The following is a 14,199-nucleotide window of genomic DNA, read 5'->3' as shown; positions in this document are numbered from 1 at the left end:
GGTCCTACCAATAATTCTCCAGCGCCTTCTGGCAGCGAGATTGTGCCGCTACGATCGGGGCCTGGCAGGCATCGTCCAGATGATCCAGAATCTGGACGCTTGCCGACAATAGTTCGCGCGCAGCGTCGTCGGGCAGTGCGGCGCTGCGAGTCCGGCGCATTAGAATGGAAGACGCGAGCGCTCTGGCCATGAAATGCATCAGGGGATTGGCTGCCATGTCGGCAATTTCGCGAATGAAGCTGTACCAGGCTGTGCCAAGGGCGGTGCCATTGTTGGCCTGCTGCATCTGAACGAACGCGTACCGGATACGGTTCAGCCCCTCCAATGTGCGCCTTTGCCGCGCAAGTTCGATCATGCCGGTATTGATCTGGTCAAGCACCTCCCGGCAATCGGCAGTGGAAACACGCTGTGTGGCTAAATACGCATTGGCGACATGCAGCGCGCATCCTGTTCCCGACGCGCTGGCAAAAACGCCTCCCGCTCTGCCGCGGCGGACCTTCACGATCCGGGCATCGGCAAGGATACGTACAGCTTCGACCGCCACCTCAAGGCTTACGCCATAGTCGCTGCTGATGTCGGAAAGTGATCCCAGGAAAATGTCCCGGTCCTGCGATACGGAAATTTTTCCGAGCAAGAGGTTGGCAAGCCATTCGGCAAGATTGTCGCTCCGGTCGGGCGCCGGCATTGCATCCCTAACACCCTGAAAGCGCAGTAACGAACGCACCATCTCGGAAAGGGCGTCGTTCCGGCTGGCCAGTGATGGCGCAAGCCAATGCGCTGCTTCGTTCAGGACATTATGGGCCTGATCGAGACGCAGTTCGTCGGCGGCCTTGGCAACCGTTTCCCCCAAACTCGGCGCTGTGACCCAAAGCCCGCCCAGGCCGTTCCCACCGCGGCGCGGAGCAAGGACACCGCGTTGCTGTAATATGCGACTGGTCTGCCGCACAATCCTGCGACCAACGCCAAATTCCTTTGAAAGAACGCTTTCGGTAATGGGTCGATGCGGCAGGGGAGCGTTGCAAATCCATTGCTCAACTCTGTCTGCGATCGACGAAGAGTTGGAAAGCGCATCGGCATGTTCGTTGATGACCCGCCTGAACAGCTCTCGCGCTCTGGCGCGCTGCGGGTTGTCAAATCCCGGTCCTGTCATTGTGTCAGGCAATGACGAAACGGTCAGATCGCTCTCCATCCCCAACCTTGCCGATCAGCATCCAGAACAATTTTCTGATATTAGCTGCGTTGAATGTTTAAGGTCATACGCAGGGCAAAGCCACAAAAATCGGACAAAGAACTGGCCTCTCGCGGCTTGAGTAGGCAGGCGGGCGCAGTTCTCAACCAGGTGTGATCAAACTGAAGTGCAGCGCAACTGGCAATCTGGCTGAGCCGAAACATCCGCGGAACATTCGACACGGATAAGATCAGACATATCCGCTAATATTGCCTTGGCGGGCGATGGATACAGCTCGTGGATACGCAGTTCCGCTGGCAAGACCAGCCTCACTGCCTATTGTCCCGAAAAACATCTCAATCACGCGCTACGCAGATCGCCCACCAGAGCTTTTACAGCTGCATGTTTTGTTGTTGGTACTAGCGCATCAAACCTGCCGACCGCAGCGCGTCCTCGATAATCTTCTGAACGCTGCCCTTGGTCGCGGCGGCTCGTGCCGGCTTGGCCGACGATAGGGTTTCAAGTTCTGCCTTGGTCGTTGAAAGCGAATTGGGCGTTTTTGCTGTTGCTCGATCCATTGGTTTTGTACGTTGTACGACCTTTTGATCGTTCAGAAGGCCCCATGACGCCGCGATCCGTCGTGTGGAGGAGATACCGGCTTCCAGCATGTGCGGCATCGGTGTTCCGCATGCGTCATTGCCGGTGGTGGCAAGCGGCGTGCCATGGCCCATATCTGCGATGCGATAATCCTCGATCAGAGCGCGACCCTTTGCGTCGTGCCAGATGCGATAGCGATGACCGGCAATATCCTCAGTCGAGCTCGGTGCTTCGTCCAATTCGTGAACCGATAGCCATTGGGCCAGGATTGCGTCAGCATTGCTGCTCTTGACAGTTTGGTCAGCCGCGCCATGCCAGATCGCAATGCGCGGCCAGGGACCGGCATGATCGGACGCGCTTCGTACGCGATCACCAAGCTGGTCGCCAGAGAGTGTGTCTGGCGCGCGCATTGCCTCCAGCGCCTGTTGAACATTGGAGGCCGCGCCAAAGGGCAGCCCGGCTATGATCGCGCCCCCAGCGAATAATTCCGGATAGCTTGCCAGCAATATCGAGGTCATCGCGCCCCCAGCCGACAGGCCGGTGATGAATATGCGCGATGTGTCGATCCCATGGGCGTCGATCATGGTTTCGATCATCTGGCGGATCGACAATGTTTCGCCACGGTCGCGGACATTATCCGCGCGGGAAAACCAGTTGAAGCAGAGATTGGGATTGTTGGAGCGCTGCTGTTCTGGAAACAGCAGGATGAAGCCATGATCATCGGCAAGCTGTGACCATCCAGCACCATGATCATAGCCGTCCGCAGTCTGGGTGCAGCCGTGCAGGATGACGACCAGTGCCGGCTTTTGAGCGATCTGCGCGGGGATGTAGCATTTCGCCTTCAATGCGCCGGGATTGGTGCCGAAGGATTCAACCTCCCGCAATCGGCCCGGCTGGCTTGCCTCCATTGTCGGACCTGCGGCGGCGCGCATGGCCACCAACTGGGCGATATTCGCGGACAATTTTCTCATGAAATGACCTCCGGCCTTGAAGAGTGGCCAAGCTGGCCATGATAATCGGCGGCGGATTATGTTGCACTGCACAATATGGCGATCGACACCGCTACGGCAAGGTCAAAGTTCAAAATTTTCAGGTTCGCCCGCTGACGGGCGGACATTGTCCCGGTCCAGGTCTCCGGTAACGAAAAAGGCGGCGAGGTTGCCCCCGCCGCCCCAGCATCAATGCTGCATCGAATGTTTGATGTCGCGCATCTCGTCATGGCCAGCTTTGACCGACATATAGCTGGTTTCAACCAGGTCGCGTACGGCTGGACTCAGCTTTCTGTCTTCCAGCGCATCCTCGAACTTGGCTTTGATATGATCTTCGCCAGCTTCGACTTCGTTGATGATCGCCTTGTCATCATTGCCCGTCACGACCGACTTGAGGTTAAGGAACATGCGATGGGCGCCTGCCAGCAGAGTGCCGTCATCTTCCGGGTTGCCACCGAGCGCTGCGACCTGCTGCTGCAAGCGGGTGGCAATGGCGCGCCGTTCGCCAGCACGGCTGGTGAACAGGGCAGTGAAGCGGCTATTCTCGCTGTCCTTGGCGGCTTCGGTGTAGCCATCGGCGCTGTCGATCGTCGTCGCGATCAGGCTGTTGAGGGTCGAAATATCGTGGCTGTTGTCGGACATGGGGATTTCCTCCTGTGGGGGTGGCAGTCACCCCGGCGTCGGGCGACTGCTTGGTCCATCAACGACGATCCCTCCGGAAAGTCGCATCGATTATGCCCGGCTTAACCTCCATCAGTATGATTTTTCGCCGGCCGATTGCACCTCGTCAGTATGGACGTCGAACCGGACGAGATTGGTCGGGCCGAATGCCGTGGTCAGCGCCACATCGGTAGCGTCGCGTCCGCGCGCCATCAGGATGCGGCCTATGCGTGGCTGGTTGTGGCGGGCGTCGCGTGTGTACCAGTTGCCGTCGATATAGACGTCGAACCAGGCGCTGAAGTCCATCGGTGCGTCGACCGGCGGGACCCCGATGTCGCCCAGATAACCGGTGCAATAGCGCGCGGGAATGTTCATGCAGCGGCACAGGGTAACGGCCAGATGCGCAAAATCCCGGCACACGCCCCGCTGTTCCTGAAAGGCGTGCCAGGCGGTCATGTCCGACCGGGCATGATGATAGCCAAATTCTATATGGTTGTGGACGAAATCGACGATCGCATCGACCCGTGCCCTGGCCGTCGTGTAATGCGCGAAATTGCCCCAGGCGACCGCCATCAACCGGTCCGTCTCGCAATAGCGACTGCCCAGCAGGAAAGGCATTACCGCATCGGGCAATTCTTCGACCGGCGTATGCGGACCGTCGGGGGCGGGAACGTCCACCAACCCGCTATCCTCGATCACGAAATCGCATGACAGGGTGACGCCGCCTGCGGGAATGGTGAGGCGCGTGGCGACATTTCCAAACCCGTCCTCAAAATGATAGAGCGGAACATCCGGGTCGGCCAGCAACCGCTGGGGCGTGCGCAAGTCGAGATGTCGGGAGGGGTGCAGGCTGAGCAGCGCCATGATGGCTGTCTTATTCTGTGTTTCAAATCTGATGTCATATCCGCAACGGATCAGCATGGACGGGACTTTCCTCAAGGTGCCGACGGAGCGGCCGTTAATGGCATTGTTTGGGGCAGGGCGACGCGGGCCGGGGATCAGTGCAGACCGGGGCGCTGGCCAAATGGCTCCGGCAAGCGCATCAGGATGGTATGACTACGCAGGAAACCCCGGTGCCGACCGCTATGACGGATAACAAAAAGGGTCTTCGGCTTGGGCATGGGGAAATATCCTGATGGCCGGAGACGGGACGGATGCATTGTTGGACCTGAACGATCCGGCACCGTTCGGGCTATTCAACGCAGCAGGCGCTTCCCCGTTCCTGCTGATCGGCGATCATGCAGGAGCGGCCATTCCGGCTGCATTGGGCGACCTTGGCCTGAGCGCTGCCGACCGGCGGCGTCACATTGCCATCGATATTGGCGTTCATGAAATGGGACATAGGCTGGCCGAACGGCTCGATGCGGCCTTTCTGTACCAGACTTATTCGCGCCTCGTCATCGATTGCAATCGCGATCCCGTGCGCGACGATGCGATCCCGGCAGTTTCCGACGGGAGCCGTATCAATGGCAATGAAGCGCTGGATGCGACGGCCCGCGCCGCGCGGGTGGCGGCGATCCACGCACCCTATCATCGGGCGATCAGCGACATGATTGCGGCGCGATGCGCGTCCGGGCGCGACACCATCCTGCTGTCGCTGCACAGCTTCACGCCGGTCATGGACGGGATCGCCCGACCATGGGATGTGGGTGTGCTGCATTGTCGTGGCCGTACCGATTTTGCCCATGCCATGCTGGCTACGTTAAGGGATGACGGCGTCCTGGCGGTGGGGGACAATGTGCCCTATGCCATGGACGCGACCGACTTTACCGTGCCTTTCCATGCGTTTGCCCGCGACCTTTTCTATGCGGAAATAGAAGTGCGGCAGGATTTGATCGGCGATAGCCAAGGGCAAAACATCTGGGCCGACCATCTGCGCCGCGCCGCAGAAGCAGCTTTACTGCGTATCAGTGAATAGTGTCCCGGCATGATACTGGCCGTCAATTGCACTTGTGCTAGCGCTGGCAACGATTTAGGCACGACCCATGCCCGACCCAGAAATCATGGCGCTGCAAGTCGCCTCGGACGATGATGTAGCCGTTGCGTTGACGCCGCTCGTGCCAGGGCAGGTGGTCGTCTTGGCTGACTGCCAAGTCACCCTTGTCGACGCGATTGCACCGGGCCACAAATTTGCGGTCCATGACATAACTGCAGGCAGCGCCGTCCGCCGCTATCGTGCCCCGATCGGGGTGGCGACACGGGATATCGGCGTTGGCCAACATGTGCATAGCCACAATGTGAAAACCGCGCTGCGCGGCGAACTGGCCTATCATTATGTGGCCAAGCCTGTTGAGACGGTCGAAAGGCTGGTTGATACGCAGCCCGGTTTTATGGGCTATGTGCGGCAGGACGGCAGTGTCGGTATCCGCAACGAAATATGGATTTTACCCTCGGTGGGCTGTGTCGGACGCTTGGGCGAACGACTGGCGCGCTGGGGGGAGGGGCTGGTTAGCGATCATGTCGATGGCGTTCATGCATTCAACCATCCTTTTGGCTGTTCGCAATTGGGGCATGATCTGGATGGCACGAGCGCGATCCTGGCCGCACTGGCACAAAATCCCAATGCTGGCGGAGTGCTGATTTTAGGGCTCGGTTGCGAATCCAATCAACTCGACCTTATGTTGACCCGGATTCCGCGGGAAATGCGCGCACGGATACGCACGGTAAGGGCGCAGAGCGAGCAGGATGAATTTGCCGCGGGCAAGGCGGCACTGGAGGCGCTGGCTGAACGGATGGCGCAGGATGTGCGCCAGGCCGTACCGTTGTCGGCGCTGCGGCTGGGGGTCAAATGCGGCGGTTCCGACGCTATGAGCGGCCTGACCGCCAACCCCCTGATCGGCCGGATGGCCGATGCGGTCACGCAGGCGGGTGGCACCGCGGTCCTGACCGAAATTCCCGAGATGTTCGGGGCGGAACAATTGCTGCTTGTGCGCGCGGAAAATGAGGCTGTTTTCCATCGGCTGACTCGGGTGGTCAATCGGTTCAAACGCTATTTTCTGGACCATGGTGAACCGGTTTCCGAAAATCCCAGTCCAGGCAATATTGCAGGCGGCATCACCACGCTGGAGGAAAAATCGCTCGGCGCGGTGCAGAAGGGTGGGCTCTCTAACGTCGTCGATGTCATTGATTATGGCCATATCGCGACCCGGACAGGCCTGACTATATTGGAGGCACCGGGCAACGATGCTGTATCGACGACAGCATTGGCGGCGGCAGGAGTGACACTGACGCTGTTTTCCACTGGCCGCGGCACGCCGCTTGGCAGCCCTGTGCCGACGATGAAGATCGCCTCCAACTCTGCCCTTGCGGCGGCCAAGCCAGGCTGGATCGACTTTGATGCAGGTATGGTCCTGACCCATGGCATGGACGCAGCGGCCAGCGCGTTGCTGGATCGCATCATCGCGGTCGCCAGCGGCGAACCGGCGTGCAACGAACGCAATGATGAGCGTTCAATCGGTATCTGGAAACGCGGCGTCACTTTGTAACAGCTGCAAGGCGTCCCTATACAAACCGCCATTTGAGCGGCATGCAGCAATTATGGACTCCGTTGATAAGACCTTGGATGAGCTTGGCTGGCGCCCGTTTTTCAGCGCGCAAATGTCAGAATTGGGCGATAGCGCGTCCAGGCCGTTTCGCGTTATGGCCGTGCATCGCGGTAAGATCGTGGTCGCTGGCGAGGGTGGGACTCGAGACATTCAGCCCGGCTTTGGCGACGGCTTGGCGGCGGAGGATCATCCCACCGTCGGCGACTGGGTGCTTGTCGACAGCGCCACTTGCCAGATCACGCACATCTTGCAGCGCGCCAACCTGTTCAAACGGCGCGCGCCAGGTGGTGACCAGAAAACGCAGTTGATCGCTGCCAATGTCGATACGCTGTTCATCGTCGCCTCCTGCAATCAGGATTTCAGCATCTCCCGGCTGGAGCGTTATCTGATCCTGGCGCGCGACGTAGGGGTTCATCCCGTAATCGTCCTGACCAAGACCGATCTGACCGACAAGCCAGAGGCTTTTGCAGCGGCGGCGCGCGATTTGCAGCCGGGATTGGAGGTGGAGAGCATCAATGGCAAAGACCCCGCCAGCGCCGCCCGCCTGTCGCGCTGGTGTGGCATGGGTCAAACGGTCGCGCTTGTCGGATCGTCCGGCGTCGGCAAATCCACGCTGGTCAACACATTGCGCGGCTCTGATACTGTCGCGACCCAGGCCGTCCGCACAGCCGACGACACCGGACGGCACACCACGACAGTGCGGGAAATGCATAGGCTGGACCATGGCGGCTGGCTGCTCGACACGCCGGGGATGCGCGAATTGCAGCTTACCGATGTGGCGTCGGGCCTTGCCGCTGTGTTCGCCGACATTGTCGAGGCGGCCGAGCAGTGCCGCTTTTCGGACTGCGCCCACAACAGCGAACCGGGTTGCGCGGTCCAAATGGCGATCGCAAATGGCGTCTTGACGCCCACCCGCCTGGATCGCTGGCGCGCTCTGGTTGCGGAGGAAGCCTATAATAGCGCCAGCCCGGCAGAACGCCGCGCGCTTGACCGTCTTGCAGCGGCGGCGGCCAGGCGAAAATAGGATGTGCTGGTTGCGCGGTTCATCCCCGTCCAACGAATGATCGAAGAAGCGCAGCGCGCGCCGCCCCATCGCTGAACCGACTGGACAGATGGGTGCAGATCAGCATCTAATGCGCGCGACATAGTCAAAGGTGGGCGGCATGGCGATCAGTCTGACGGTAAATGGCAAGACGCGGCAGGTGGAGGGTGATCCGGCCAAGCCGTTGCTATGGGTGTTGCGCGAGGATCTTGACCTGGTCGGCACCAAATTCGGCTGCGGCGCCGGGCTTTGCGGCGCGTGCACCGTCCATGTCGACGGACAGGCGGTGCGGTCGTGCCAGACCCTGCTGGGCGATGTGAAGGGCGCAGCGGTCACCACGATTGAGGGCGCGGCAGCCACTGACGTTGGCAAGCGCATTGCCGCCAGCTGGATCGCCCAGGACGTCCCTCAGTGCGGCTATTGCCAGGCCGGGCAGATCATGAGCGCCACCGCACTGCTCAGCCAGACGCCCAAGCCCACCGACGAGGATATTGACGCCGCGATGATGGGCAATCTGTGCCGCTGCTCCACCTATGTCCGCATCCGCGCCGCGATCAAGGCGGCCGCAGCATGAGCCGCGCGACACTCTCCCGCCGCGGGTTCATTTCCGCGTCACTGATCACGGGCGGCGGATTGCTGTTCGATTTTGCCGTGCCGATCGCGCAGGCGGCGGACGGCACGCCGGTCATCATCAACGCCTTCATCCGCATCCTGCCGGACAATCGCGTCATCATCGGCGCGAAAAATGCTGAAATCGGCCAGGGCGCCAAGACGATGCTGCCGATGCTCATCGCTGAGGAACTGGACGTCGACTGGGCGCAGGTCAGCATCGAACAAACCCATGCCGACGCCAAGATTTTCGGCGGGCAGAGCGCGGGTGGCAGCCGGACGACCCCGCGTGAATGGCTCCCCATGCGGCAGGCTGGAGCGGCGGCGCGCGCGATGCTGGTCGCCGCTGCAGCAGCCCAATGGGGCGTTGCGGCAGAGATGCTGACGACCGGCAGCGGCAAGGTGACCGACCCCAAAACCGGCAAGTCGATCCCGTACGCCACACTGGCAGGCGCAGCGGCGAAGCTGCCAGCCCCCGATCCCACGACGCTCAAACTGAAAGACCCGGCAAATTTCCATATCATCGGGCAGTCGGTCGGCGGTGTCGACACGCCTGCCATCGTCGCGGGCAAGCCGCTGTTCGGCATCGATGTCAAGCTGCCGGGCATGCTCCATGCTGTACTGGAAACCTGCCCGGCATTTGGCGGCACGTTCAAATCGGCCAATATGGACGCAGTGCGCGCGCTGCCCGGCATTGCCCATGTGCTGACGATCAAGGGCGATGGCACCCCTGAATCCGGCTATGATGGTGTCGCGATCCTCGCCAAAAGCTGGTGGACCGCCAATCAGGCGCGCGAGACGCTGAAAGTCGAATGGGACGACAGTGCGGTCACCGGCTTTTCGACCCAGGGCTATGCCGCGCAGGCCGCGACCCGTGCGAAGGGCAAGGCGGACGGCAATATCGTCCGCACTGGCAATGTCGATGGCGCCTTCGCGTCGGCGGACAAGGTCGTGACCGCAGACTATAGCTACCCCTTTCTCGCCCATGCCACGCTGGAGCCGCAAAATTGCACGGCCCTGTTCAAGGATGGCGCCATCGAAATCTGGGCGCCGACCCAGAATCCGGAGAGCGGGCGCGGACTGGTCGCCCAGGCGCTGGGCCTGCCGCCGGAGAAGATCCGCATCAATTTCTCCCGTATCGGCGGCGGTTTTGGGCGGCGGCTCATGAACGACTATATGGTGCAGGCGGCGCGCATCGCCGCGCAAGTGCCGGGCGTACCAGTCAAACTGCTCTTCACCCGCGCTGACGACATGCGCCGCGATTTCTATCGCCCGGCAGGCTGGCACGGCTTCCGTGCCGCGCTCAACAAGGATGGGGCACTGACTGCCTTCCACGATCATTTCATCACCTTTGGCAAGGATGGCAAGCCCGTGCGGTCGGCCGAACTGTCACCCGGTGAACTGCCCGCGGGTCTGATCGACCATGTGCTGTTCGAGCAAAGTTTCCTGTCCACCAACATGCCGACCGGCTGGCTGCGCGCCCCCGGCTCCAATGCGCTGGCCTTCGTCTATCAGGCTTTCATGGATGAGGTCGCGGCGGCGGCGGGCAAGGATCTGCCTACGCTGATGCTCGAACTCCTGTCCAAGACTGCGCAGGTCAGTCAGGGAGCCAATCGCCCTCCCTTCGTTACAGCGCGCGCAAGGGGCGTGATCGAAAAGGCGCTGGCCATGGGCGACTGGGCAAACCGCACGGCGTTGCCCAAAGGGCAGGGCAAAGGCTTTGCCTTTTATTACAGCCATGCCGGCTATTTCGCCGAAGTGGTGGAAGTAGCCGTTGCCGATGGCGTGCCGAAAGTCAGGACGGTCTGGGTTGCAGGCGATGTCGGCAGCCATATCATCAACCCCATCAATGCGCTGCACCAAGTCCAGGGGTCGGTGATCGAAGGGCTGGGGCAGGCGCTCGCCGGGCAGGCCATCACCCAGGTCGCCGGAGCGATCGAGCAGGCCAATTTCGATACCCACCCGCTTCAGCGCATTCCCGACACGCCAACCATCCATGTCGAATTCGTCAAGACCGATTACCCTCCGACGGGCCTGGGCGAACCCGCGCTGCCTCCAGTCATTCCCGCACTGGTCAATGCCATCCACGCCGCGACCGGCAAACGCATCAGATCACTTCCGGTGACGGCCGAGATGCTGGTCTGAAAACAACCCGGCCGGGTAGCGCGATGGGTTTTGGCGCGACTGATTCCGGGCGGCCATTTCAGGATGCTGTCATGCCGGGATCGGCGTGCCCCCCCCTTCGCGCAAGTATCGCGATTGGGGGTCGGAAGCGGCCGATCAGCCCGTTTGAAAAAATCTTGATAGCTGTCCAGTTTCCTATGGCGGATTTCCACTACGCCATACGTTTCCGAGACGATAGCGCACGGTGTGCGTCTGCCTAAGCTTGGGTTTCGCGCATCTTACGGTGCTTGTGGGGGAAACGGGGTGAAGCGGGTAACGGTCTCGAAATTCGGGTTGCTGGCGCTGTTTTCTACATCGATCCTGTTCGCGCAGGCCGATGGCGGGCCGGATGGCGCGCTTATGAAGGAAAGCGATCCGGGGATCCCGGTTGCAGACGCGCTGGTCAAGGAAAAATGCGGCACCTGCCACGCGCCCGATGCCAAGGGGAATTTGTCGCGGATCAGCTGGGTCCGCACCACGCCTGAAGGCTGGTCTCAGGCGATCAAGCGTATGGTCCGGTTGAATGGCCTGGCGATCACGCCCGAAGAATCGCGCGCTATCGTTAAATCCCTCTCTTCGTCGCATGGCTTGGCCCCGCAAGAGGCGCTGCCGGTCATGTATCTGGCCGAAAAGCGGATGATCGACGAGACCAATATCCCCAACGAAACCATGCGCGGGGCGTGCGCTGCCTGCCATAGCTTTGCCCAGCCATTGTCCTGGCGGCGGTCGAAGCTGGAATGGAAGCAGTTACAGGATCTGCATGTCGCCATGTATTCGCAGGCGGACGCTCAATATCGACGCCCGGCCGAGGATAGCGAGCAACCGGCGGGCCGCGATCCCAAGGACAAGATGCTGCGCGGCGAATATGCGCTTGGCTATTTGGCGAAGGCCGCGCCGCTGCACACGCCCGAATGGGCCGCATGGCGATCGCGCCAGAGCGTGCCGCGTCTGGCGGGCGAATGGCTGGTCGTGGCATCGGCGCCGGGGCAGGGGCGTTTCGTGGGCAGCTTCAGTATCAAGCCCGGCAAGGCAGCGGACGAATTCCTGACCAGCAGTGTGCTGCGCTCGCTCAACAATGGAGCGTCGGTGAACCGCAGCGGGGCGGGCATCGTCTACGCCGGTTATAGTTGGCGCGGATCGTCAAAAGGCGCGGCCGTCGCTGGCAGGCCCGATGATCTGGGCAGCGCTGCGCGCGAAACAATGTGGTTCGCGCCGGACCAGCAAAGTGCGGTGGGGCGCTGGTATTGGGGCGATTATCAGGAGTTCGGGCTGGACGTGAAATTGACCCGCGCAACGGCTGCGCCAGCGGTGCTGGCCGTCATCCCCGGTCCGGTGAAGGCCGGGACCAAGGGCGCGCAGTTCCGCATCGTCGGGCACAATCTGCCCGCTTCGCTTACGCCCGCCAACATTGATCTGGGCATGGGCGTGACCGCGACGAAAATACTGTCGGCCAGCCCACAGGAACTGGTGGTGATGGCTGACGTCGCCGCCGGGGCGGCGTCGGGACAGCGCAATGTCGCGGTCGGTGGCGCGGTGCTGGAACAGGCTTTCCCGGTCTACAGCAAGATTGATTATATCAAGGTGACACCGGAAACCGCTCTGTCGCGATTGGGCGGGATCAAATTCCCCAAAGGCTACGCCCAGTTCGAGGCGACAGGCTTCGAAAATGGCATCGACGGCAAGCAGGGGACGGCCGACGATATTGCAGTGGGGCCTGTCGACGTCACCTGGTCGACCCAGGAATATCTGGCGGTCTATTATGATGATGACGCCAAATATGTCGGCACGCTCAGTCCCGCCGCGCTCTTCACTCCCAACAGCGAAGGGCCGAACCCCGCCCGCCGCTTTGGTCGCAATAATTATGGCGATATTTGGGTCGTGGCTACGGCCAAGGTCGAAAAGGACAAGTTCGGCAAGCCGTTGACCGCCCGGTCCTACATGGTTGTCGCCGTGCCAGCCTATCAGAAATGGGATCAACCGGCTTGCTCTTACCCACAAGTGCCTGCTGGGGGCCTCGAGATTCGAGCTCCCTCAACGAGATCGGCGAGTCGCGTCATTCCTCTCCATATGACGGTCGTGCCGGGTGGTGGGTCAGACGCGCGGTCCAGGTAGCCTCCGAGCCTTGCGACGGCTCTGACATAGAATGCGAGGTTGCGGGATGGCGCGCGTCTCAACTTTGGCGTCGAGCTATCGAGAAGGTTGCGCTCCGTTTCGGTGAAGACGGCAGCAGGCGTGGCCTCTGGAGCCTCACGAGCCAGGATCGTCAGCCATGACACGCGCCAGGCAACGACGCAGCACAAGGCGATACAATTGGCCAAGCGGTTGATCGTAGTCAGGCGAAGTTCTTCGATCCGGCACCCGGTTTTCAGGGTCCGGAAGAATGTCTCGATCTTCCAGCGCTTGGAGTACCAGTCAAGCTTATGCACGGCATCGGCGTGGTTTTTGACAGGCAAATTAGTTATAAGCTTCCAGTGAATCCGTTCGCGATCTTCCGGCGGATTGAGTTCTTCGGCATGGATGATCTGAAGCTCTTGGTTTATGTATTTCTTCTGTTTTCCGATTGGAGGCCGGACCGTCATTGTTGCATATCGTATCGATAGCACTGCCCGCTGCTCCTTGCCTTTCGCATCGCGGAATTGGATCTCGTGGGTCCCGCTGCACGGCGTCCTTTCCATAACTTGGGCGATGGTCGTCTTGCCATCTTGAGCCAGGCGGTCGACGCAGCTGCGCACGAGGAATTTGGTACCGAGCTCTTCAGCCAAGCAATAAAGCTCGTAAATGTCGCTTTCGCGGTCTCCGATATGTACACATCGCCCCGGCTCTCCAGCCAATTCGGTAGACCGGCGCAAATTATCAAGCCAACGGATACTTTCCTTTTGATCGATGGGAATTCGGGTCAAATTGACCCTGCGCTTGAGCTCTGCAGTTCCCTTGAACTTGGAGCGTGACCAGAATTTCGCCGCCGTGAGACCCAACGGCAGTCCATCTGGCGTAATCGCAAGGCTGACATGCATCAGAAGGCCGCAGATCGTGAACTTCTGGAACCGGCCATCCTTCAACTTGCGACCAGTCGAGCTTTTCGTAAATCCGATCTTATCCGGATCCGCGCGCTTGAAATTGAATTCGGTGGTGTCCTGCAAGATGAGGATCGGACCTTCGGTTGCCTGAATGCGCAAGGCGGATGCTGCAAAATGCCCTTCCAGGATTTTGTCTTCGCTCACGTTCTCGTTCGAGAGGAACCGGTAGGCGGCCTTAGTATTCGACCAGTCCTGAAAAGCCGTCGGCAGAGATTGCCCAGGGCGCTGTTCAAGTGCTTCAAGCATCGCTCCAAGTCGTCGGTTCAGCCGCGCATCACCCAAATTGGTCTCGGCCGTTTCCTTGTCCACCCAGCTATGTTCCATCCCGGCACCTCACTATCCAAAGGTG

At 60.6% G+C, this 14,199-nt stretch carries 10 protein-coding genes and 1 pseudogene; 6 read left to right on the top strand and 5 right to left on the bottom strand.

Annotated features, from left to right (window positions below; genetic code table 11):
• Nucleotides 1–4 precede the first annotated feature (4 nt).
• From IWY39_RS22740 to IWY39_RS22725, 4 genes are all read right to left on the bottom strand, one after another.
• On the bottom strand, nucleotides 5–1,150 hold the full coding sequence (locus IWY39_RS22740; protein ID WP_196871720.1) for a FadR/GntR family transcriptional regulator: 1,146 nt from the start codon (nucleotides 1,148–1,150) through the stop codon (nucleotides 5–7).
• A 437-nt stretch (nucleotides 1,151–1,587) separates the two neighbouring features.
• Complete coding sequence (locus IWY39_RS22735; RefSeq protein ID WP_107124790.1) at nucleotides 1,588–2,736, bottom strand: extracellular catalytic domain type 1 short-chain-length polyhydroxyalkanoate depolymerase; 1,149 nt, start codon at nucleotides 2,734–2,736, stop codon at nucleotides 1,588–1,590.
• A 207-nt stretch (nucleotides 2,737–2,943) separates the two neighbouring features.
• Nucleotides 2,944–3,396: a PA2169 family four-helix-bundle protein gene (locus IWY39_RS22730; protein ID WP_017181237.1), complete on the bottom strand. Its 453-nt coding sequence runs from the start codon at nucleotides 3,394–3,396 to the stop codon at nucleotides 2,944–2,946.
• Between the two features lie 111 nt (nucleotides 3,397–3,507).
• Nucleotides 3,508–4,335: a transglutaminase-like domain-containing protein gene (locus tag IWY39_RS22725; protein ID WP_107124791.1), complete on the bottom strand. Its 828-nt coding sequence runs from the start codon at nucleotides 4,333–4,335 to the stop codon at nucleotides 3,508–3,510.
• 214 nt (nucleotides 4,336–4,549) lie between these two features.
• Here IWY39_RS22725 and IWY39_RS22720 point away from each other — a divergent pair, with 214 nt between their 5' ends.
• From IWY39_RS22720 to peaA, 6 genes are all read left to right on the top strand, one after another.
• The gene (locus IWY39_RS22720) at nucleotides 4,550–5,332 is read left to right on the top strand and encodes an N-formylglutamate amidohydrolase (RefSeq protein ID WP_107124792.1); all 783 of its coding nucleotides are present in this window, start codon (nucleotides 4,550–4,552) and stop codon (nucleotides 5,330–5,332) included.
• Nucleotides 5,333–5,399: 67 nt separating this feature from the next.
• Nucleotides 5,400–6,899, top strand: coding sequence for a UxaA family hydrolase (locus IWY39_RS22715; RefSeq protein ID WP_107124793.1), 1,500 nt, complete (start codon nucleotides 5,400–5,402; stop codon nucleotides 6,897–6,899).
• Nucleotides 6,900–6,951: 52 nt separating this feature from the next.
• Nucleotides 6,952–7,983, top strand: coding sequence for a ribosome small subunit-dependent GTPase A (rsgA, locus tag IWY39_RS22710; RefSeq protein WP_107124794.1), 1,032 nt, complete (start codon nucleotides 6,952–6,954; stop codon nucleotides 7,981–7,983).
• Between the two features lie 139 nt (nucleotides 7,984–8,122).
• Nucleotides 8,123–8,575, top strand: coding sequence for a (2Fe-2S)-binding protein (locus IWY39_RS22705; RefSeq protein WP_107124795.1), 453 nt, complete (start codon nucleotides 8,123–8,125; stop codon nucleotides 8,573–8,575).
• Nucleotides 8,572–10,755, top strand: a complete 2,184-nt coding sequence (locus IWY39_RS22700; RefSeq protein WP_107124796.1) for a xanthine dehydrogenase family protein molybdopterin-binding subunit — start codon at nucleotides 8,572–8,574, stop codon at nucleotides 10,753–10,755. Before IWY39_RS22705 ends, IWY39_RS22700 begins: the two co-directional genes overlap by 4 nt.
• A gap of 282 nt (nucleotides 10,756–11,037) precedes the next feature.
• Nucleotides 11,038–12,885, top strand: a complete 1,848-nt coding sequence (gene peaA, locus IWY39_RS22695) for a quinohemoprotein amine dehydrogenase subunit alpha (RefSeq protein ID WP_331274493.1) — start codon at nucleotides 11,038–11,040, stop codon at nucleotides 12,883–12,885.
• Here the strand turns inward: peaA and IWY39_RS22690 are convergent.
• Nucleotides 12,843–14,174 (bottom strand): annotated as a pseudogene (locus tag IWY39_RS22690) (IS4 family transposase); the annotation flags it as partial. The gene peaA and the pseudogene IWY39_RS22690 overlap by 43 nt on opposite strands.
• Between the last annotated feature and the right edge of the window lie 25 nt (nucleotides 14,175–14,199).

Source organism: Sphingobium sp. JAI105 (assembly GCF_015752145.1).
In the GTDB taxonomy this organism is placed as follows: domain Bacteria; phylum Pseudomonadota; class Alphaproteobacteria; order Sphingomonadales; family Sphingomonadaceae; genus Sphingobium; species Sphingobium xenophagum.
The sequence above is the reverse complement of the archived record's forward strand: the minus strand, read 5'-3'. Positions and strand labels throughout refer to the sequence as shown.